Source organism: Lysobacter sp. Soil_N_51, assembly GCF_057655755.1.
This window is the reverse complement of record NZ_JBDGLR010000001.1, coordinates 208,251-229,891: the sequence shown is the minus strand read 5'-3', so window position 1 is coordinate 229,891 and position 21,641 is coordinate 208,251. Positions and strand designations below refer to the sequence as shown.

At 68.6% G+C, this 21,641-nt stretch carries 13 protein-coding genes; 6 read left to right on the top strand and 7 right to left on the bottom strand.

Translation table 11 applies throughout. The annotated features are described in order from the left end of the window. Positions 1-251: 251 nt before the first annotated feature. Positions 252-1,586, bottom strand: a complete 1,335-nt coding sequence (xseA, locus tag AC3A4T_RS01035; RefSeq protein ID WP_487673694.1) for an exodeoxyribonuclease VII large subunit — start codon at positions 1,584-1,586, stop codon at positions 252-254. 275 nt (positions 1,587-1,861) lie between these two features. Here xseA and ispG point away from each other — a divergent pair, with 275 nt between their 5' ends. From ispG to AC3A4T_RS01010, 5 genes are all read left to right on the top strand, one after another. Beyond that, positions 1,862-3,133: a flavodoxin-dependent (E)-4-hydroxy-3-methylbut-2-enyl-diphosphate synthase gene (ispG, locus tag AC3A4T_RS01030; RefSeq protein WP_056111654.1), complete on the top strand. Its 1,272-nt coding sequence runs from the start codon at positions 1,862-1,864 to the stop codon at positions 3,131-3,133. Positions 3,134-3,209: 76 nt separating this feature from the next. Next, a complete protein-coding gene (locus tag AC3A4T_RS01025) occupies positions 3,210-3,884 on the top strand; it encodes a phosphatase PAP2 family protein (RefSeq protein WP_487674025.1) in 675 nt (224 codons plus the stop codon). A 277-nt stretch (positions 3,885-4,161) separates the two neighbouring features. After that, a complete protein-coding gene (locus tag AC3A4T_RS01020) occupies positions 4,162-7,455 on the top strand; it encodes a S8 family serine peptidase (protein WP_487673693.1) in 3,294 nt (1,097 codons plus the stop codon). Positions 7,456-7,606: 151 nt separating this feature from the next. Continuing rightward, positions 7,607-8,875: a YadA-like family protein gene (locus tag AC3A4T_RS01015; protein ID WP_487673692.1), complete on the top strand. Its 1,269-nt coding sequence runs from the start codon at positions 7,607-7,609 to the stop codon at positions 8,873-8,875. An 895-nt stretch (positions 8,876-9,770) separates the two neighbouring features. After that, entirely contained in the window at positions 9,771-13,091 is a 3,321-nt protein-coding gene (locus AC3A4T_RS01010; protein WP_487673691.1) for a S8 family serine peptidase, read from the top strand. A gap of 204 nt (positions 13,092-13,295) precedes the next feature. Here the strand turns inward: AC3A4T_RS01010 and AC3A4T_RS01005 are convergent, their stop codons facing one another. After that, positions 13,296-13,682: a hypothetical protein gene (locus tag AC3A4T_RS01005; protein ID WP_487673690.1), complete on the bottom strand. Its 387-nt coding sequence runs from the start codon at positions 13,680-13,682 to the stop codon at positions 13,296-13,298. 324 nt (positions 13,683-14,006) lie between these two features. Between AC3A4T_RS01005 and AC3A4T_RS01000 the strand changes: the two genes are divergently transcribed. Beyond that, positions 14,007-15,077 carry a sensor domain-containing diguanylate cyclase gene (locus AC3A4T_RS01000; protein ID WP_487673689.1) on the top strand — a complete coding sequence of 357 codons (1,071 nt, stop codon included), beginning with the start codon at positions 14,007-14,009 and terminating at the stop codon, positions 15,075-15,077. Between the two features lie 452 nt (positions 15,078-15,529). Here the strand turns inward: AC3A4T_RS01000 and AC3A4T_RS00995 are convergent, their stop codons facing one another. The 5 genes from AC3A4T_RS00995 to AC3A4T_RS00975 form a co-directional block, all read right to left on the bottom strand. Further along, positions 15,530-16,159, bottom strand: a complete 630-nt coding sequence (locus AC3A4T_RS00995) for a hypothetical protein (RefSeq protein ID WP_487673688.1) — start codon at positions 16,157-16,159, stop codon at positions 15,530-15,532. Between the two features lie 14 nt (positions 16,160-16,173). Then, positions 16,174-17,577, bottom strand: coding sequence for a pectin acetylesterase-family hydrolase (locus AC3A4T_RS00990; protein ID WP_487673687.1), 1,404 nt, complete (start codon positions 17,575-17,577; stop codon positions 16,174-16,176). Positions 17,578-18,251: 674 nt separating this feature from the next. Beyond that, on the bottom strand, positions 18,252-19,121 hold the full coding sequence (locus AC3A4T_RS00985) for a DMT family transporter (RefSeq protein WP_487674024.1): 870 nt from the start codon (positions 19,119-19,121) through the stop codon (positions 18,252-18,254). A 38-nt stretch (positions 19,122-19,159) separates the two neighbouring features. Then, positions 19,160-20,200: a UDP-N-acetylmuramate dehydrogenase gene (murB, locus tag AC3A4T_RS00980; protein ID WP_487673686.1), complete on the bottom strand. Its 1,041-nt coding sequence runs from the start codon at positions 20,198-20,200 to the stop codon at positions 19,160-19,162. A gap of 61 nt (positions 20,201-20,261) precedes the next feature. Beyond that, the gene (locus AC3A4T_RS00975; protein ID WP_487673685.1) at positions 20,262-21,320 is read right to left on the bottom strand and encodes a quinone-dependent dihydroorotate dehydrogenase; all 1,059 of its coding nucleotides are present in this window, start codon (positions 21,318-21,320) and stop codon (positions 20,262-20,264) included. Positions 21,321-21,641 lie beyond the last annotated feature (321 nt).

Genomic DNA, 21,641 nt, shown 5'->3' with positions numbered 1-21,641 from the left:
CGGATCGGCGGTGGCCGCTTCACCAGATCAGGTAACGCCGCGAAGCCTTTTGTGGGAGGGGCTTCAGCCCCGATGCTTTTCGTTCCGGTCGCTTCGACAAATCGGCTTCGAGATTCGGGCGATCTGATCGAAAAGCATCGGGGCTGAAGCCCCTCCCACAAAAAACCTCTCCAACTCGCGGCGATCGGTCGATCGGTCGATCCTGCGAGCATGGGGTGGTAAGCGATTTCGCCTCGGCCGACTGTAAGTCCTTAGTCCTCGACCCGGACTTTCAACTGCCCGTCGTGCACCCGCGCGGTGAGGCGATCGCCCGGCGCGGCGTCGAGCACGCTGCGCACCACCCGCCCGTCTTCGTGCTGGACGATGGCGTAGCCGCGGGCGACGGTGGCCAACGGGCTGATCGCCTCCATCGAGCGGGCCAGTCCGCGCAGGCGCAGCGCGTCGTTGCGCAGGCGCCGCGCGATCGCCGCCTGCGGACGCAGGGCGAGCGCGCCCAGGCGTTCGCGCAGTTGCGCGATGCGGCGTTGCGGGTGGCGCGCGCGCAGCACCGCGTCGGCGTGTCGCAGATGCGCGCGTTCGCGTTCGAGCTTGAGGCTCCAGGCCTGCTGCAGCCGGCGCAATGCGTCGTCCTGACGGCTGCGCAAGGCGGCCAGCCGCGCCTGCGGCCGTTGCGCGTTCAAGCGCAGGCCGGCGCGGTCGGTGCGTTGCATCGCCTGACGCAGGCGCTGGCCTTGCAGATTGGCCAAGCGCGCGTCGAGCACGCGCAGGCGGTGCAGCAGGTCGTCGCGTTGCGGCACCAGCAGTTCGGCCGCGACCGACGGGGTCGGCGCGCGCACGTCGGCGGCGAAGTCGGCCAGGCTGAAGTCGGTTTCGTGACCGATCGCCGACACCACCGGCACCGCGGACGCGGCGATCGCGCGCGCCAGGCGTTCGTCGTTGAACGCCCACAGGTCTTCCAGCGAACCGCCGCCGCGCGCGAGCACGATCACGTCATAACGTTGCGAGGCCTGCGCGCGCTGCAGCATCGAGGTGATGCGCTCGGCCGCGCCGTCGCCCTGCACCGGCACCGGCAGCACCTCGGCCTCGACCAGCGGGAAGCGTCGCGCCAGCACGCTCAGCACGTCGCGCACCGCCGCGCCGCTGGGCGAGGTGATCACCGCGATACGGGTCGGGAAGCGCGGCAGTTCGCGCTTGCGCTCGTTGTCGAACAGGCCTTCGGCGCTGAGCCGAGCCTTGAGTTCCTCGAACGCGCGCCGCAACGCGCCTTCGCCGGCCTCTTCCATGTGATCGAGCACGAGCTGGTAGTCGCCGCGCGCTTCGTACAAGGTCAGCCGGCCGCGCGCGAGCACCCGCAGGCCTTCGCGCGGGACGAATTTCAGCCAGCTGCTCTTGGGCTTGAACATCGCGCAGCGGACCTGGGCGCGCGCGTCCTTCAAGGTCATGTACAGATGCCCGGACGAGGGCCGCGACAGGTTGCCCAGTTCGCCTTCGACCCAGATCAGCGGGAAGGTGTCTTCCAGCAGGTCGCGGGCCAGGGCGTTTAGCTGGCTGGGGGTCAGGACTTCGTCGGCTTGGCTGGGGGGCATTTGATGGTGTGGCTGGTGGCAGGGGGCGGGCGTAGGTGCGCTTTTTTTGACGGGCTGGGAGATGCGTATTTCGTTGCAGCCTCGTCGCTGTCGATGGTATCGCGGTGAGCTCGCTACCGGCTTCACCGCCTGCCGGCCTTCGCCTTGCGCTGGCCTTGCCCTGGCTTCGCGGAGCCCGCGCCATGCAACCCCGCGACCCGCCGCACCACACCGTTCCCCCCGCGCTTCACCTCAGCGACACGTAAGCCGCGTGCCCCGGCGTTACAATGCCGGCCATGAATTCAGATGCCGCCTTGCCCTGCGCCCATCCCGGTTTCGGCCCCCTGCCGCGACGCCTGACCCGATCGGTGACGGTCGGCGGGGTCCAGGTCGGCGGCGGCGCGCCGGTGGTGGTGCAGTCGATGACCAACACCGACACCACCGACGTCGCCTCCACCGCCAAGCAGATCGGCGAATTGTGGCGGGCCGGCTCGGAACTGGTCCGCATCACCGTCAATACCGTCGAGGCCGCCGCGGCGGTGCCGCGGATCGTCGACAAACTCGCGATGATGGGCATCGAGGTGCCGATCATCGGCGACTTTCACTACAACGGCCATCAACTGCTCACCGCCGAGCCGGCCTGCGCCGAAGTGCTGGCGAAGTACCGGATCAACCCCGGCAACGTCGGCTTCGGCAAGAAGAAGGATAGTCAGTTCGCCACCCTGATCGAGTTCGCGATCAAGTACGGCAAGCCGGTGCGCATCGGCGCCAACTGGGGTTCGCTGGATCAGGCCCTGGCCACCCAGCTGATGGACGAGAACGCCGCCCGCGCCGAACCCTGGGACGCCGGCCGGGTGCTGCGCGAGGCGCTGATCCGCTCGGCCCTGGATTCGGCCGCGCGCGCGGTCGAACTGGGCCTGCCGGCCGACCGCATCGTGCTCAGCGCCAAGGTCAGCGGCGTGCAGGAACTGATCGCGGTGTATCGCGAACTGGCCACGCGCGGCGATTACGCGCTGCACCTGGGCCTGACCGAGGCCGGCATCGGCAGCAAGGGCATCGTCGCCTCCAGCGCCGCGCTCGGCGTGCTGCTGCAGGAAGGCATCGGCGACACCATCCGCATTTCGCTGACGCCCGAACCGGGGCAGTCGCGCAACAACGAAGTCATCGTCGCCCAGGAACTGCTGCAGACCATGGGCCTGCGCGCGTTCACCCCGATGGTGACCGCCTGCCCGGGGTGCGGCCGGACCACCAGCACCTTCTTCCAGGAGCTGGCGCAGACCGTGCAGGAACACGTGCGCAACAAGATGCCGGAGTGGAAGATCACCCATCCGGGCGCGGAGAACCTCACCCTCGCGGTGATGGGCTGCATCGTCAACGGCCCGGGCGAATCGCGTCACGCCAATATCGGCATTTCCCTGCCGGGCACCGGCGAGACCCCGTCGGCGCCGGTGTTCGAGGACGGCGAGAAGACCGTGACCCTGCGTGGCGAACACATCGCCCAGGACTTCGTCGCGCTGATCGACAGCTACGTCGAACGCAATTACAACGCCCGTGTCGCCGGCGCCTGAGTCGCGCGCCGCGGCCGAGCGCGCCGCCGCGGCCGATCAGGCCGCCGCGGTCCGGGGCGGTTCGAACGCCAACGCCGTGCAGCAGGTCACCCGCTTCGGCGCGGCGGTGCTGCGCCGGCACGGCTGGCTGTTGCTGCTGGTGTTCGCCGGCCTGCTGCTGCCGCTGTGGGGCTTCGCCGAACTGGCCGACGAAATCCACGAGCAGGAAGCCATCGTGTTCGACGTGCCGGTGCTCGAGTACGCGCACGGCCTGACCCGCGAGGGCTACGACAAACTGTTCGTGATTGTCTCGCAGTTGGGCTATCAGTACGGCGTGGTGCCGTTCGACATCGGCCTGGTCGTGGTGCTGGTCGCGCTGCGCCGTTTCCGCGAAGCGATCTTCGCCGCGATCGCGCTCGGCGGCTCGGGGCTGCTCAATATCGCGGCCAAGCAGTTCTTCGCCCGCGAGCGTCCATCGCTGTGGGAATCGATCGCGCCGGAACACAACTACAGTTTTCCCAGCGGGCACGCGATGGGGTCGATGACCCTGGCGGCCACCTTGATCCTGCTCAGCTGGTCGACCCGCTGGCGCTGGCCGGTGCTGATCGTGATGGCGCCGTTCGTGCTGCTGGTCGGCTTCTCGCGCCTGTACCTGGGCGTGCATTTCCCCTCCGACATCCTCGCCGGTTGGGCGGTCGCCACGGCCTGGGTGGTCGCGGTGTACCTGGTGGTCTATCGCGGCGGCCTGCTGCGTCCGTGGCCGAAACGCTGACCCGCGCGTCGGCGCGCTGATCCCGCCTTGTCAAGCCCGAAGCGGTCGCCGAGCGACCGCTGGTCGGGCCGCTGCATGACCCGTTCATCAGAAACGGCACTCGCGTCGCACGCCTGGGGTGGGGTAGTGTCGACTGGCACGCGTTGTGGATATCAGGGGTGGTTTTTACCCGCGTGTGACACCTCGGCAGTCGAATCATGATCACGGACCACTCCGCTTGCGCCATGTGCGCGGGCGGAGCGGATTGTTTTGCAAACTGGAGTGGGGGACGTTTCAGATGCAGCAGGTGTTGAAGAAATCTTCGATTGCGCTCGGTATCGCCGCGGTAGCCGCGATCGCCGGCGCCAGCGTGTTCGGACTGAGCGGTGGGGGCGGCGCCGGAAAGGCGGCGATCGGTGGCGCTCCGGCGCCTTCGTTGGCGGGCGAGGCCACGCTCAATCAGCAGCGTTACATCGTGGTTTATCGCGAAGCGCCGTTGAGTGCCTACAAGGGCGAACTCAAAGGCCTGGCGGCGCCCAAGCGCCTGCCCAGCGCCGTCGGCGGCGCCGGTCGCATCGACGTGCAGAGCGCGGCCGCGCGCAGTTATGTGCAGTACCTGGGCGGGGTCCAGGCCGATCATGAGCGCCGCATCCACGGCCTGCTCGGTCGCAGCCCGCGCGTCGACTTCCGCATGCGCCATGCGCTCAACGGCATCGTCACCGAACTCACCCCGGCCGAGGCCGACCGCATCTCGCAACTGGACGAAGTCCGCTTCGTCGAGCCCTATCAGGTGTACGACCAGGCCACCGACGTCGGCCCCGGCCTGATCGGCGCGCCGGCGCTGTGGAACGCCACCCCGACCGCCTACCGCGGCGAGGGCATGGTGATCGGCATCATCGACTCGGGCATCAACTTCGGCAGCCCGGCCTTCAGCGCGATCGACGACAGCGGCTATCACCACGTCAATCCGCTCGGCGCCGGCACCTACCTGGGCAGCTGCGCGCCCGGCGGCGTCGACGAGGGCCGTTGCAACGACAAGCTGATCGGCGGCTACGACTTCGTCTGCGCCGCGCCCGGCAACCAGTGCGGCGTGGCCGACATACGCGAGGAGCCCGGCTTCGGCGACACCAACAGTCACGGCAGCCATGTCGCCGCGACCGCGGCCGGCAATGCCTGGAACACCACCTTCCGCGGCAACAACCTGCGTATTTCCGGTGTCGCTCCGCGCGCCAACATCATCGCCTACGACGCCTGCTACACCGAGATCTCGACCGGTCGCGGCCGGTGCCCGAACACCTCGACGGTGCGCTCGATCGATCAGGCCATCGCCGACGGCGTGGTCGACGTCATCAACTACTCGATCGGCGGCGGTTCCAACCCGTGGGGCGAGGCGACCTCGCTGTCGTTCCTCAACGCCACCGACGCCGGCATCTACGTCGCCGCAGCGGCGGGCAACGACGGCCCGGATTCGTTCACCAGCGACCACCTGGAGCCGTGGGTCGGCACCACCGCGGCCTCGCAGCACGGCCGCGGCAGCTTCGAATGGGTGCTGGCGATTTCCGGCCCCGGCGCGGTGCCGGGCACGGTCCAGGCCATCGAGCTGACCGAGGGCAATGGCGGCACGCCGTTCGCCGTTTCGCTGCCGAGCACCACCCCGGTCCGGGTGAGCGCGGGCATCGACAGCGCCAACGACGGCTGCGCCGCGTTCCCGGCCAACACCTTCCAGGGCGCGATCGCGGTGGTTCGCCGCGGTACCTGCAACTTCACCGACAAGGTCGCCAATGCGGCGGCCGCCGGCGCGGTCGCGGTGGTCATCGCCAATAACCAGATCACCGGGCTGAGCCCGTCCGTTCCGGGCGCGACCGTCCCGGCCTTCGTCGCCAGCCAGGCCGACAGCAATGCGCTGCGCGACTTCGCCGCGAGCAACGGCAACACCGCCACCGGCGGCATTCCGTTCCCGGCGGTGATCATCCACAACACGCCCGACCAACTGGCCGATTTCAGCTCGCGCGGTCCCGCCGCCGACCTGGATATGGTCAAGCCCGATATCACCGCGCCCGGCGTGGACGTTCTGGCCGTCACCGCGGGCACCGCGATCAGCGGCAGCGAACAATCGGTGGGCCTGCTCAGCGGCACCTCGATGGCGTCGCCGCATCATGCCGGCGCCGCCGCGCTGGTGCGCCAGGCGCGTCCGACCTGGACCGTGGCCGAGGTCAAGTCGGCCCTGATGATGACCGCCAAGCAGGAAGTGCTGAAGGAGGACGGCGTCACCCAGGCCGACGCGCATGCGATGGGCGCCGGACGCATCCAGATCGATCAGGCCATTCGCGCCGGTCTGGTGCTCAACGAGACCAAGGCCAACTACCTCGCGGCCAACCCGGCCACCGGCGGTCAACTGGCGAACTTGAACCTGCCGAGCATGGCCAAGTTCAACTGCGCCGGCTCGTGCTCGTTCACCCGCGTGGTCCGCAACACTTTGAGCACGCGTCAGACCTGGACCGGCAAGGTGCAGGGCCTGAGCGCGCTGGTCTCGCCGTCGCTGTTCACGCTCAACCCGGGCGAAACCAAGTCGATCAAGATCACCGTCAGCACCAACGGGTTGCCGCAGACCGGCGCGTTCAACTTCGGCAAGCTGGTGTTGACGCCGTCCGGCGGCAATGCCACGCAGCCGGTGTTGCGCCTGCCGATCGCGGTCGCGGTGCAGCCGCCCAAGATCGACGCCACCCCGGCGGCCACGGCTTTGTCGCTGCCGGCCGGCGGTAGCGGTTCGGTCGCGCTGCGGATCGGCAACATCGGCGGTTCGAGCCTGGATTGGCAGATCGACAACACCGGTACCGGCAGCCGCACCCTGGTGGCGACGTTCGGCAACGGCGCCAACGGCCGTCGTTCCACCCGCTTCACCGATGCGGCCACGGTCGGTGCGCGCGCGCAGCTGTCGGCGGAGGATTTCACCCTGACCGATGCGACCGCGATCACCCAGATCCGGGCTGACGGCTTCGTCAACGGCGGCACGCTCGCGACCGCGCAGAGCATCAACTGGTCGATCTTCCGCGATGTCGGCGACAACCCCGAGGGCAATTCGGAATCGACGCCGCAGTTGGCGGTGTGGAGCTACACCGCGGCGCCGACCGCGGCGGGCGTGTCGACCTCGGGCTTCGCCACCATCAACCTCAATCTCGCGACCGCGGGTCAGAACGTCAATCTGCCGGCGGGCCGTTACTGGTTGGTGGTGTCGGTGCGCGCGCCGCTGGCGACGAGCTGGTTCTGGTTCAACGCCACCAGCGGCGACAACGTCTACCGCGGGCTGATCGTCAATCCCGACGGCAGCGGCGCGTGGTCGGCGCTGGCCGGCGCTCCGGGCCTGGCCTATGGCCTGCAGGGCGCCAACAACTGCGGCGCGAGCTGGATCGGCGCGCCGACCCGGGCGTTCGGCCGGGTCGCTCCGGCGGCGGGCATGGACACGCAGGTGCAGATCAACGCGGCCGGTCTGGCCGCGGGCAGCTACGTGGGCTACGTCTGCGTCGCCAGCAACGATCCCAGCCGTCCCAAGGCGGCGCTGCGGGTGGCCCTGACGGTCACGCCCGCTCCCTGAGTGCGAGCCGCATCGGACCCTGGCATGCGCCCGGGTCCGATGCCGAATTAACCCGGCGGGGCCGCATGCGCGGCCCGCGCCGACGAATCTTTCCGCCGCCGCGCGCGATCACCGCGTCGCCGCGGCGCACGACACCATTCCGGGGGACCGTTTGAACATTACCCACAAAACCATTCTCGCCACCGCGCTGTCGCTGGTCTGCGCTTCGGCCTGGGCCGGCGAACCCTGCCTGCTCGACGACGGCTTCGGCGGCACCACCAACGGCGGCGCCACCGCGCCCGGCGGCAGCGCCGTGGCCTGCGGTGAAGGCGCGACCGCCAGCGGCGACTTCTCGGTGGCCACCGGCGCCGGCGCGACCGCCAGCGCCGTCGGCGCTTCGGCGATCGGCGCGGGCAGCACCGCGTCCGGCGACCAGAGCACCGCGGTCGGCACCGGTTCCACCGCGTCGGGCGCGAACAGCAGCGCGATCGGCGACAGCGCCGTGGCCGACGGCGAGTTCGCGACCGCCAGCGGTTCGAGCAGCATCGCCAGTGGCCAGTTCGCCACCGCCAACGGCGCCGGCAGCTCCGCGAGCGCGGTCAACAGCACCGCGCTCGGCGCCAACAGCTCGGCCACGGCCGACAACGCGGTGGCGCTTGGCGCCAACGCCCAGGCCGACCGCGCCAACACCGTCTCGATCGGCGCGGCCGGCGCCGAGCGCCAGCTCGTCAACGTCGCCGCGGCCACCGCCGACACCGACGCGGTCAACCTGTCGCAGCTCAACACGCTGACCGGCGCGCTCGGCGGCGGCGCCAGCTTCGGCGGCGGCCTGTTCACCCCGCCGACCTACGTGATCCAGGGCGGCAACTACAACGACGTGGGCTCGGCGTTCGCCGCGGTCGACGGTCGCCTGACCGATCTGTACACCCGGGTCGGCGCCGGCGTGGCCTCGTCGGTGACCTACGACGACGCCTCGCGCAGCCAGGTATCGCTGCAGGGCGCGGGCGGCACGCGCGTGTCCAACGTCGCCGCCGGCACCGCGCCGACCGACGCGGCCAACGTCGCCCAGGTCCAGGCCGGCGACGCGGCGACGCTGCGCAGCGCCAACACCTACACCGACGCGCGCGTGACCCAGATGCTGGCCGCGCCGACCGAGGCGGTGAACCGCCTGCGCGACGACATGAACTGGCGTTTCAACAAGCAGGACCAGCGCATCGACCGGATGGGCGCGATGACCTCGGCGATGGTGCAGATGTCGGCCAGCGCCGCGGGCCTGCGCACCACCAACCGGGTCGCGGTCGGCGCCGGTTTCCAGGGCGGCGAGCAGGCCTTGTCGATCGGTTACCAGCGTGCGATCAGCGATCGCGCGACGGTCACCGTCGGCGGCGCGTTCAGCGATTCGGAAAGCTCGGTCGGCATCGGCGCGGGTTTCGGCTGGTGATCCAGGCGGCGCATCGGCTGCCGGTTTGGAGGCGATGACGCCGATGCGGGATCGGCCGGTGGGGTGAACGACCGGCCGGCCCTGATACTGCGATGCGATACACGACGGCGCCTGTGAGGGCGCCGTTTTTTTGTCGGCTTCGACATCAGAGTGCATCGATGCGGGTTATCGATTTCGCATCTGCCCCGGCTGGGTGCAATTGGCGTCGCGTGTTCGGGTCGGGTGATTCGACGCGGCGGAACGAAAGGCGTCGGGGCTGAAGCCCCTCCCACAAACGGCTTCGGGCTTGCGCCGATTTCGTATCGATTGCGGGGGTGTGCGATCACATTGCATCGAACCGAACCGAACCGAACCGAACCGAAACGAAACGAAACGAACCGAGGCAAGGTGGTCCAAGGTGATTCGAGTCGAGTCGAATCAAGGCGAAGCGAGTTGTCGTAAGCACGAAGTCTGTTGTGGGAGGGGCTTCAGCCCCGACGCTGTTCGCCCAGCTCGCCACGATGCACCGCAGCACGCCGGTTCCATACGCACAAGCACGGCGGCAACAAAGCCCGCTCGCGAAAGACGCGTGCGCAATGCGCGAAGCGCCGCATCCCGATTCATGAGGTTGCGGCGTTGAAACATGCAGAAAAACCATCTGCAACGGCACCGAAACTGTGCCGATGATCACGCCGTAAGCTTTCGCTCTCGCGCAGTGTGTGCGCAGGTGGGGAGTGCCTGCCGGGGACGTATGGGAATCGGCCGACGCGTGCACCGCGCCGGTCGCTGCGTCCGCGGCGTCAGGCCGCCGGCATTCGTCGGGGGCGATGCTCCCTCCTGAACTCTGGACCGCGACGTGCCTGGACAGGGCAGGCATGGGGCGGTCTCTTCGCGAACGAACGTGGAGGACCACTCGATGCCACATGCAGTCAATCGATTGACGATCGCCGTCAGCCTGATCGGGCTGGCCGCGCTCGCCGGCGCCGCGGTACGCGGCCTGAGCGGCGACAGCCCGGCCGACGCCGGCGCGATCGGCGGCGCGCCATCGCCGCAACGCGCCAACAGCGGCCTGGAAACGCAAACCAGCCGCTACATCGTCTTGTACAAGGAAGCGCCGCTGAGCACGTATCACGGCGAAATCGCCGGCCTGCCCGCGCCGCAGCGCCTGGCCGGCGCGCAGAACGCCAACAGCGCCGCGGCCAAGAGCGCGAGCGGCGGCACCAGCCGCATCGACGTCCACAGCGCCCAGGCGCGCAGCTACGTGCGCCATCTCGACACCGTGCAGCGCGATCACGAACGCGGCATCAGCTCGCTGATCGGCCGTCCGCTGGCGATCGAGCGGCGCATGCACCACGCGGTCAACGGCGTGGTCACCCGCATGACCCAGAACGAAGCCGCGCGCATCGCCAAATTGCCGGGCGTCGAACTGGTCGAGGAATACCGCGAGTACCCGCTCGCCACCGACGTCGGCCCGCAGCTGATCGGCGCGCCGGCGTTGTGGAACGCCAACCCGACCAACTTCCGCGGCGAAGGCGTGGTGGTCGGCATTCTCGACACCGGCATCAACTTCGGCAGCCCGGCGTTCGCGGCGATCGACGACACCGGGTATCACCACGTCAATCCCAACAGCAGCGGCAACTTCATCGGCACCTGCGCGCCCGGCGGCGTCGACGAAGGCCGCTGCAACGACAAACTGATCGGCGGCTGGGACTTCGTCTGCGGCCCGCCCGGCAATACCTGCGGCGTGGCCGGCCTGCGCGAGGAACCCGGCTTCGGCGACACCAACAGCCACGGCAGCCATACCGCCTCGACCGCGGCCGGCAACGCCTGGACCGCCAACTTCAAGGGCCGCGACATCCGCATCTCCGGCGTCGCGCCGCGCGCCAACATCATCGCTTACGACATCTGCTATACCATCGCCGCGACCAACCAGGGCCAATGCCCGAACACCTCGGCGGTGGCGGCGGTCGACCAGGCGATCGCCGACGGCGTCGACGTCATCAACTACTCGATCGGCGGCGGCGCGTCGCCGTGGGGCGAAGCGGTGTCGCTGGCCTTCCTCAATGCCTCCGACGCCGGCATCTTCATCGCCGCGGCGGCCGGCAACTCCGGTCCGGGCCCGAACACCACCGGCCATCGCCAACCCTGGACCTCGACCACCGCGGCGGCCCAGCACGGCCGCGGCACCTTCGCCTATCTGTTGCAGGTGACCGGCCCCGGTGCCGTGCCGCCGGCGCTGCAGGCGATCGAACTGACCGAGGGCAGCGGCGGCACCGCGTTCGCGGCGTCGTTGCCGCCGACCACGCCGCTGCGGGTCAGCGCTGGCATCGATGCCGCCGACGACGGCTGCAACCCGTTCGCCGCCGGTACCTTCAGCAACGCGGTCGCGGTGATCCGCCGCGGCACCTGCAACTTCTCGATCAAGATCCAGAACGCCACCGCCGCCGGCGCGGTCGCGGTGGTGATCGCCAACAACCAGCCGGCCCTGACCACGCCCAGCGTCCCGGGCACAACGATCCCGGCGTTCATGGCCTCGCAGACCGACAGCGATGCGCTGCGCGATTTCGCCGCCGGCAACGGCAACACCTCCACCGGCGGCATCAACTTCCCGCCGTCGCCGATCCCGAATACGCCCGACGTGCTCGCGGCGTTCAGCTCGCGAGGACCGGCCGCGGGCCTGGATCTGATCAAGCCCGACGTGACCGCGCCCGGCGTCAACGTGCTCGCGGTGATTTCCGGCACCACCCTGACCGGCAGCGAGAACCTGGTCGGCCTGCTCAGCGGCACCTCGATGGCCTCGCCGCATCAGGCCGGCGCCGCCGCGCTGTTGCGTCAGGCGCAGCCGACCTGGACCTCGGCCGAGATCAAGTCGGCGCTGATGATGACCGCCAAGCAGGAGGTGTTCCGCGAAGACGAGGTCACCCCCGCCGACGCGTTCGACATGGGCTCGGGCCGGATCCAGGTCGATCGCGCCACCCAGGCCGGTCTGGTGCTCAACGAGACCACCGCGCGCTTCCTGGCCGCCGACCCGGCGACCGGCGGCGATGTGTCCGCGCTCAATCTGGCGAGTCTGGAAAAGAGCGAGTGCGTGGGTTCGTGCACGTTCAAGCGCACCTTCCGCCATGCTCAGGGCAAGCCCGAATTGTGGCTGGCGCAGGTCAAGGGCCTCAACGGCATCGCCTTCCCGCCGATCTTCGTTTCGGCGCAGGGCAGCAGCACCACGGTCAACGTGTTGGTGCTGAGCCAGAACTTCGCCAAGGACGGAAGCTGGCACTTCGGCAAGCTCGAACTGCAGCCGCTGTTGAACCGCAACGCGCCGCAGCTGCATCTGCCGATCGCGGTGTCGGTGCCGCCGCCGGCGATCGAGCTGAGCCCGTCGCAGGTCGCCTTGACCCTGCCGGCCGGCAGCCGCGGTTTCGCCGACTTCAGCATCGGCAACACCAGCGCCGCGCCGCTCGAGTTCCAGGTCGACAACACCGGCACCGCGTCGCGCACCTTGATCGACGCCAGCGCCGAAGGCGTCAACAGCGGCTTCCGCAGCACGATCTATACCGACCCGGCCAGCGCCGGCGTGCCGGCGCAGTTCTCCAGCGACGACTTCACCCTGGCTGAAACCACCCAGCTGTCCAAGCTGTTCTCGGCGGGCTTCGTTTCCAGCGGGCAACCGCTGGCGAGCACGGCGGCGAGCTTGAACTGGGCGGTGTACGCCGACAACGCCGGTAGCCCGAGCAGCAATCCGCTCGCCGGCAACGCGGTATGGAGCTACACCGCCGCGCCCACCGCGACCGGGGTGAGCGTGCAGGGCGCCAACATCACCCTGGACCTGGCGGCCGCGGGCCAGAACGTCGAACTCGCGCCGGGCCGCTACTGGCTGGTGGTGAGCGCGCGCACCAGCTTCGCCAACCGCTGGGTGTGGTTCGCCTCGAACACCGGCGACAACCAGTTCCGCACCATCGCGCCGAACGCGGGCGGTGTCGGTAGCTGGGGCGCTGGCGAGGGCTTCGCCGGGCTGGCTTACAGCATCGACGGGCAGAGCCAATGCGGAGCGCCGTGGATCGGCGCGCCGCAGCGGGCGTTCGGGCGGGTGCCGGGCAACGGCAGCTTCGCCAACCGGGTACGCATCAACACCGCCGGCCTCGCGCCGGGCGCGCACAGCGGCTACGTGTGCGTGGCCAGCGACGATCCGATCCGGCCGAAGGTGGCGTTGCGGGTGGCGTTGACGGTCACCGCGCGCTGAGTCGCGGCATTCGAAAAGCCGGGTCCGTGCGCGGGCCCGGCTTTTTGTTGCGTGGGCGTCGGCTGGTTTTGCAATGGTTGTGGTGTCGCGGTCGCGGCTCACGCCGCTCCTACAGGGAGCCCATGTAGGAGCGGCGTGAGCCGCGACCGCAAAAATCCAACAACGACGAACCTCGAACGCGGCATCGCAACCTTCAGCCGCGACTCACCACTCCCGCCACTCCTCGGTAATGTCGTCACCCTCGGCGCACAGGCCGGCCACCACCGCCGCGCCCAGGATCAACTCGCATAACCCTTCGCGCTGATCGGTCTCGATCAGGCTGTGCCCGCAGCGCGCATTGAGCGCATTCAAGCCCAACACCGCGTCCTTGACCGCGCCGTGCGCGGCGGCGCTGTCGCCGCGTTCGGCCGCCGCGCTCATGGTGTCCAGAAAGCGGTCGATGATGCCTTCGCATTCGTCGATCTGTTGCGCGCTGTAGCCGGCATCGACGCCGTCCTGCGCGAGGTCTTCGCGGTAGCTGCGCATGCCGTCGAGGATCTCGCTCTTGAGCTCGACGTAATTGTTCGTTTCCACCTGCACCTTGCCCTCCATCGTGGCGATCCGTGGCCGGCGCCGCGCTCGTTCGCGGCATCGCCTTGCCGTGGTGAGTCTATCGGTTCGACATTGCAGGCAGTGCGGCAGCGCCCCGTTCCACGGTCGCGCAATCGCTGTGACGGATATCGATGGTTGAGGCTGTTGCGCTCCAGTCGCATTGACGCCGCCGGGCCGGCATGCTGCATCCGGCTGTCCGATCAGGCGCGGGCAGGGCCGGGAACGGCCGGTTCAGACCGTTTTGTTAGACTGGCCGCCGTGACCCGCCGTCCGCGAAAACGGTGCCGACGCGCCGTAACCCGGACACTTACCGGACGTGGTGCCGTGCACAAACCGCAAATTCCCGCAAACGAAACCGCGCGCCTGGAAGCGCTTCGCCATTACGGCGTGCTCGACACTCCACCGGAACAGGACTTCGACGATCTGGTTGCGATCGCCGCGGCGATCTGCGACGTGCCCACCGCGCTGGTCAGCCTGATCGACGCCGATCGCCAATGGTTCAAGGCGCGCATCGGCCTGGACGCGCAGCAGACCCCGCGCGATCTCGCGTTCTGCGCACACGCTATCCTCGAGCCGAACCGGACCATGGTCGTGCCCGATGCGCGCAACGACGAACGCTTTTTCGACAGCCCGCTGGTCACCGACGATCCGCATATCCGTTTCTATGCCGGCTCGCCGCTGGTCACCCCCGGCGGCGAAGCGATCGGCACCTTGTGCGTGATCGACAGCGAGCCGCGCGAATTGCAGCCGCATCAGTTCAACGCCTTGCAGGCCTTGTCAAAACAGACCTCGCGCCTGCTCGAACTGCGCCGGGTCAGCCGCGCGCTGGCGCAGCAGTTGCAGGAAAGCGATTGGTACGAACACAAACTGCTGCAGTACCAGGCCGAACTGGAAGCCAGCAACGCCGACCTGACCGCCTTGACCCGCACCGACCCGCTGACCGGCCTGCCGAACCGCCGCGCGTTCGCGCTGGCGCTGGAACAGGCGGTGGCGCGCAGCGACGCGGCGGCGCCGCTGCAGGTCGCGGTGCTCGACATCGATCATTTCAAGCTCATCAACGACGTCCACGGCCATCCCGAAGGCGACCGCATCCTGCAGGCCGTGGCCGACGCCTTGCGTCTGTATTCGGCCGGTCCCAACAGCGTCGCGCGCTACGGTGGCGAAGAATTCCTGATGCTGTTCGAAGCGCCGTCGGCGCAGGCGCAACTGCAATGCGAATTCGTGCGCGAAGCGATCGCCAACCTGCCGGTCGGCCTGCCGCTGACGGTCAGCATCGGCCTGGCGGGTCATCGCGCGGGCGAGGAGACCGCCGCCACCTTCGCGCGCGCGGATCAGGCGTTGTATGTGGCCAAGCGCAGTGGGCGTAATCGGGTGATTGTTGCCGACGAGGTGTAGTTACAGCGAGTAGACGCAGCTTCCCGAAGCATTCCCCCCTTTGAAAAAGGGGGGGCTAGGGGGGATTTGCTTTTATCCGCAGATCACCGCGCCCCGCACGAAGAGCAAATCCCCCGCGCGAATGAGCGAAGTACAGACATCTCGCGTGCGCAGCGCGCCGCCCCCTTTTTCAAAGTGGGCTGATTGACGTGCAACGCTGCGAGGGCGAGATGGCGCGCCGATTCCAAACCAAGACGCAGCTTCCCGAAGCTTTCCCCCCTTTGAAAAAGGGGGGCTAGGGGGGATTTGCTTTTACCCGCGGATCGCCGCGTTCCCGAAAAAGAAACGGGAGCATTTGTCACGATCCGTACGCGGTCGCGAAAACAGGGTGCCGGAAATAGGAACCGAACCAACGACCTGTCGAAATCTGCTGGCGGAGCAGCAGAGACGATGATCGCTGCTCGAATCAGCAATCACCGATACACCCGCTCCCGCTCCGCTTGCAACCGCTGACGCAGATACTCGTCGCGCGTGACGCCGCCGGGAATCTGCTGCATCGCCAACACCTCGGCGACCACCACGCGTTCGCGCTGCTTGTAAGCCTGAAACTTCGTGTCGCGCTGCTGCTGTTCGATCCACTGCTGCTCGCGGCGTTGCGCATCGGCGCGGTAACGCGCAGCCAGTTGCTGCACCATCGCCGCCTGCTGCGCTTCGTCGGCGACGGTGGCCTGGATCAGGCCGACCCGCAGCAGCATCGATTCGCCGGCCGACAGCTCGCTCGCGTTTTCGTAGCGTTCGATGTCCTCGCGCAGCGCCTGCGCGCGGCGTTCGCGTTCGGCCGGCCCGAGCGAGGCGGCCTTGCGGAAGAAGTCGTGGGCATCGGACTGGAACTGCTTGCGTTGCTGGTAATCGCGCGCTTTCGGCGTCGCCAGCAGGTTGTGCAATGAAGGATCGGGATTGCCGGCGGCGAGCGCGGCTCCCGTCGATGTCGTGGGCGCGGCCTGCGCGCGCGCCGGGCGCAGCGGGTTCCAGCCCAGGCTGACCGCCGCGGCGCAAGCCGCGACGGTCAGTGCCACACCCAGCATGAGGATGTTGCGATTCATGCCTTATCGTCTCATCAGGCCAGCAGCTGGTCGACCAGCCAGTACAGCAGGTTGAACGGCTTGGCCTTGTCGGCCGCGTCGCTGGCTTCGCTGGCGTCGAGCACCTTGCCGTTGCCGTCGAGCACGCTGTCGATGAAGTTCTTCAACTCCAGGTTCTGCGCCTGCACGTCGCCGTTCTTGAAGTCGACGATGGTCGTGCAGTGGCTCTCATTCAAGGCGCGGTACTGCGGGAAGTAACCGCCGAAGTTGTCCAGCGTGTTCAAGCGCGCGGCCAGGCGGGTGGTGTCGGCGCCCCACTTGGCGTGGATCAGCGCTTCCTTCGCGGCCTGGTTCGGCGCCTGGGCGATATCGTCGTGGAAACGCTCGTACGAGTACGACGAATAGTTCAGGTCCTGCCAGAAATGGGTCTGGCCCAGGCGGTCGTTGCGGTGCTTGTTGGCCAGCGCCGGATAGATCGAACCCAGTTCGTTGAGGTCGATCTGCGGCAGACCGGCGGCGAGGAAGGCCAGCGGGCCGTTCGGCGCGTCCAGGCCCCACACGTCGCGGATCTTGTTCATCAGCGGCTGCGAGGGGTATTCGGCCGGATTGCCGTTGCGCGGGGTCGGGAAGATCGGGCCGGAGTCGTCGATCAGGTACGCGCTGCTCGGCGCCAGATCGCTGCGCACCGAATCGTAGGCGATCAGGCTGCCGGCGCCGCCGGCGCTGCAACCGGTGCTGAGCATCTGGCCCGGACGCGGCAGGTTGTCCTTGAGCCAGGCGGTCATCGCGCGGGTATTGCGCAGGCCGTTGTGGTGCCACACCAGCGGCTGCTGCTGTCCACTCGGATCGGGATACACCGCGACCTTGTCGCCGCTGTAAATATCGCCGGTGCAGTAGGGCACGTAGACCATGTTCCAGTTCTGGGTCTTGACCGCATCGAACGGGCTCACCCGCGTCACGAACGGGCTGACCAGGCTGGCGCCGGGGTTGAGCAGCTTCATGTAGTCGTCGGGCACGCCGTTGGGATTGCGCGCGCCGCGCACGCCGGTCGCGCCGGTGCAGCTTGCGTAGTCCCAGCACGCGCCGCCGCCTTCCATGTAGATGATGGTGTTGGTGGTGTTGGGCACGCGGTTGACGAAGATCTTGTACGGCGAACCGTTGCCGCAGATCGCGCCGGTTTCCGCCGGCAGTTGCACGGTCTGCCATTGGTAGTACGCGGCCGGGTCGAAACCGTCGGCGCGCGCGGCGTCGCGGCTGAGCAGCGGGTATTGGCCGGTGCGTTGCGCGGCCTGGACCTTGTTGTCGGCCTTGGGCGGCGACACCAGGTTGCGAATGGTCTGGAAAAATCCGTAATCGCCCTGTTCGGCCTGCGAGGGCAGGCTCGACAAGGCGACGGCGCCGCCCACGAGGGCGACGGCCAGATAGCGGCTTACTGCCATGATGTCTCTCTCCTTTGAATCGTCATGAAGGGAGGAGCGAAACGCGTATTCGGCGCGTGCTAGGGCGTGCGCGCGGCCGGTTCCCCTCCGTACTGCAGCGTCCGGAATAGCGGTGGCGACGTGACGGGTCAATCGCGACGGCGCGTGTTTATCGGCCGCGCCGCAGATTGGCCGCGAATGCGGCTACCGGTGGCCGCTATTGCCCCTGAAACCGTCACGAAACGGCGCGGCGCGCGCGCGGCTTCGTGCGCTGCAGCATGTGATCCGCATCGCCTATTGCGCGCGCGTGTGCCGCGTCACTGCGACTGCGTGTCGGCGGTGACGTGTCGGCCGCTGATGCGGGGACGGATGTGACGTGGGCCGCGGCCGCGATGGTGCGTATTCGCCGCGATCGATGAGCGCGCGGTCACCGAGTGGTTTCGCATCGCGGGGTAGGAGCGGCGTAAGCCGCGACCGCGCCACATCACGTTCGCGATGAAAGACGGTTTTGTCGCGATCGGTTGGTTCGCGGTACAGCTAGCCCAGGTCGCTGTGGCTTCGTATTGCACTGTAGGAGCGGCGCAAGCCGCGACCGCGCTGGATCATGTTCGCGGCGAACGATGGTTTCGCGGTTATCGGTGGGGGCGCGGTCGCGGCTTGCGCCGCTCCTACAGGTAGCCCAGCTCGCTGCCTCGCTACTCGCCAGGCACCGCGCCCGCCGTCGATGCGGCCGACGCGCGCCGCCGCGCCAGCACCGCTTCGCGATGGGCGATGTAGGCGTTCGATCCGAGAATGATCGCCGCGCCGATCACCGTGTAGATGTCCAGCGATTCGCCGAACCACAGCCAGCCCGCGGCGGCGACCAGCGGCAACTGGGTGAAGCTGATCGGCGTGAGCGCCGAGACCTCGCCGAGCTTCAACGCATGCGTCCACAGCACCTGACCGCCGGTGCCGAACAGGCCGGCGGCGGCGATCCACAGCCAGGTGATGCCGTGCGGCCATTGCCACACGAACAAGGCCGGCAGCAGCGACATCGGCACCCAGAACGCATAGGTGTACAGCACGATGGTGTTGGCCGAATCGACCTTCGACAGTTGCTTGATCTGGATCGCTATCACTCCGCCGAGCACCGCGGCGAGCAGCGCCGCCAGGCTGTCGACCGAGAACTCCGCCGAGCCCGGCCGCACGATGATCAACACGCCGATGAAACCGGCCGCGACCGCGAGCCAGCGCCGCGCGCGCACGTGTTCGCGCAGGAACAGCACCGCGGCGATGGTGACGAAGATCGGCGTGGAGTAGGTCAGCGAAATCGCCTGCGCCAACGGCAGATGACCCAGCGCCCAGAACCCGGCGAGCATCGAGAACATGCCGATCAGGCAACGCACGAAATACTTCGGCAGTTGCCTGGTGCGCAGTTCGGCGCGCTGCGCGCCCAGCAACAGCGGCAACACCGCCAGCAATCCGAACAGGTTGCGGAAGAACGCGATCTCGAAGGTATGCAGCGAGGCCGAAGCCAGCCGGATCGCGATCGCCATGACCCCGAAGGACAAAGTGCTCGCCAACATCAGCCCGGCGGCACGCAGCGGATGCGCCGGGGTTGCGCTCACCAGCGCGCGCCGACGATGCGCGGCTCGGGTTCGATCGCGACTGCGAACCGCGCCTGCACCGAGTCGGCGATGCGGCGGGCGAGGTCGAGCAATTGCAGGCCGCTGGCGCCGCCGTGGTTGACCAGCACCAGCGCATGCGCGGCGGACACGCCGGCGTCGCCGTCGCGATGGCCTTTCCAGCCGCAGGCGTCGATCAGCCAGGCCGCCGACAGTTTGCGCGTGTCGGCATCGGCGCCGCGGAACACCGGCATCGCCGGATGCTGCGCGAGCAAGGCCTCGGCCTGCGCGGCGGCGACGATCGGGTTCTTGAAGAAGCTGCCGGCGTTGCCGAGCACCGCCGGGTCGGGCAGTTTGCGCCGGCGGATCGCGATCACCGCGTCGGCCACTGACTGCGGCGTCGGCGTGTTCACGCCCATCGCCGCGAGTTCCTCGCCGATGCCGGCGTAGTCGAGCTTGAGCGCGGGCGCGCGCGGCAGCGCGAATTCGACCGCGGTGATCAGATAGCGATCGGGCGATTGCTTGAATCGGCTGTCGCGATAGGCGAATGCGCAGGCCGCGTTATCGAAGCGATGCCATTGCCCGCTGGCCGGTTCGAAGGCTTCGACCGCATGCACGAAATCGCGCACTTCCACGCCGTAGGCGCCGATGTTCTGGATCGGCGAGGCGCCGACGGTGCCGGGGATCAGCGCCAGGTTCTCCAGGCCGGCGAGGCCCTGGGCGAGGCTGTGCATGACGAACTCGTGCCAGATCACTCCGGCGTCGGCGCGCACGATCGCGCGATCGCCGTCGCCGCCGAGGGTCGCGATGCGGCGGCCGCTGAGTTCGAGCACGGCGCCGGCGGGATCGCCGGCGAACAGCAGATTGCTGCCGCCGCCAAGGGTCAGCGCGATGCCGTCGTTCAACGGCCCGGTCTGCAAGGCCTGCGGCAGCGCCGCGGCATCGTCGATCGACACCAGCCAGGGCGCGCGCGCGGCCACGCCGAAGGTATTGCGGTGTTGCAGCTCAGCGTCGCGCACGATGCGCGGTTCAGCGGTCATGCGCGAAGGCCGGATTGGGAGACATCGGGAAGCGGGCGGACTCGAAAGCGATGGCGGCGGCTCAGATCGTCGGCGGCACGTGGCCGCGACTGGGCGCTTCCTTGCGGCGGCGGATGGCGTCGACGCATTCGTGCACCAGCGCCGGGCCGCGGTAGACCAGGCCCGAATAGCACTGCACCAGGCTCGCGCCGGCGGCCATCTTGGTGACCGCGTCGGCGCCCGACAGAATGCCGCCGACCCCGATCATCGGGATGCTCTCGGGCAGGCGCGTGCGCATCTTGCGCAGCACCGTGGTCGACTGGGTCATCAGCGGACGGCCGGACAGGCCGCCGGTCTCGTTCGCGAATGGGCTGCCTTCTACGCCGTCGCGGGCGATGGTGGTGTTGGTCGCGATCACGCCGTCGACCTGCAACTCGCCGAGCACGCGGCCGGCGGCCTCGATATCGTCGTCGGACAGGTCCGGCGCGATCTTGACCAGCATCGGCACTCGCTTGCCCTCGCGCGCGGCGAGCTTCTCCTGCGCCTCGCGCAGGTTGCCGACCAGTCGCCGCAGCGACTGTTCTTCCTGCAGTTCGCGCAAGCCCGCGGTGTTGGGCGAGGAAATATTGACGGTGATGTAGTCGGCCAGCGGGTACACGCGTTCGAGGCAGTAGAGGTAATCGTCCTCGGCGTTCTCGTTGGGCGTGTCCTTGTTCTTGCCGATGTTGATGCCGAGCAGGCCGCGCTTGCGCCGGGCCTTGGCGACGTTGCGCACCAGCGCGTCGACGCCTTCGTTGTTGAAGCCCAGGCGATTGATCACCGCCTGCTGTTCGGGCAGGCGGAACATGCGCGGCTTGGGATTGCCGGCCTGCGGCTTGGGCGTGACCGTGCCGATTTCGATGAAGCCGAAGCCCAGCGACAGCAGCGCGTCGATATGCGCGCCGTTCTTGTCCAGGCCGGCGGCCAGGCCGACCGGGTTGGGGAAGCTCAGGCCGAGGACTTTGGTCGGCAGCGGCTTGGGCGGCCGCGCCATCAGCGGGTTGAGGCCGCTGCGATAAGCCGTCTCCAGCGCCGTCAGGCCGAGGCCGTGCGCTCGTTCGGCGTCCAGTCCGAAGAGGAAGGGGCGGGCAAGGCTGTACACGAGGTCGGGGGGCGCTCGGGTCGGGGAACGCGGATTATCGCCCAAGCGGGCGCTTGGGGGCGAGCCTTGCGTGGCAGTGCGGCGCATGCGCGGCATCGGCGCGTTGCTGCGACGCGAGCGGCCTGACGCTGGGCCGGGTGCCCTCCTGTAGGAGCGGCGACCGCGACACTGCAACCGCGACGCACGCGAGCTATCCCGGTTTACGACCCAGGCGAGGTGTCGCGGTCGCGGCTTACGCCGCTCCTACAGGGGGCTGCGTGCGATGGCGCTTAGTCCGGATCCGCCGCGTGCGGGCGTGGTTTGCTGCGGCCTTGCGTGCAT

Bases quoted from the DNA above. Each gene is read 5' to 3' on its own strand.
- xseA (WP_487673694.1), bottom strand. From the start codon at position 1,586: ATGCCCCCCAGCCAAGCCGACGAAGTCCTGACCCCCAGCCAGCTAAAC.
- ispG (WP_056111654.1), top strand. From the start codon at position 1,862: ATGAATTCAGATGCCGCCTTGCCCTGCGCCCATCCCGGTTTCGGCCCC.
- AC3A4T_RS01020 (WP_487673693.1), top strand. From the start codon at position 4,162: ATGCAGCAGGTGTTGAAGAAATCTTCGATTGCGCTCGGTATCGCCGCG.
- AC3A4T_RS01010 (WP_487673691.1), top strand. From the start codon at position 9,771: ATGCCACATGCAGTCAATCGATTGACGATCGCCGTCAGCCTGATCGGG.
- AC3A4T_RS01005 (WP_487673690.1), bottom strand. From the start codon at position 13,682: ATGGAGGGCAAGGTGCAGGTGGAAACGAACAATTACGTCGAGCTCAAG.
- AC3A4T_RS00995 (WP_487673688.1), bottom strand. From the start codon at position 16,159: ATGAATCGCAACATCCTCATGCTGGGTGTGGCACTGACCGTCGCGGCT.
- AC3A4T_RS00990 (WP_487673687.1), bottom strand. From the start codon at position 17,577: ATGGCAGTAAGCCGCTATCTGGCCGTCGCCCTCGTGGGCGGCGCCGTC.
- AC3A4T_RS00985 (WP_487674024.1), bottom strand. From the start codon at position 19,121: ATGTTGGCGAGCACTTTGTCCTTCGGGGTCATGGCGATCGCGATCCGG.
- murB (WP_487673686.1), bottom strand. From the start codon at position 20,200: ATGACCGCTGAACCGCGCATCGTGCGCGACGCTGAGCTGCAACACCGC.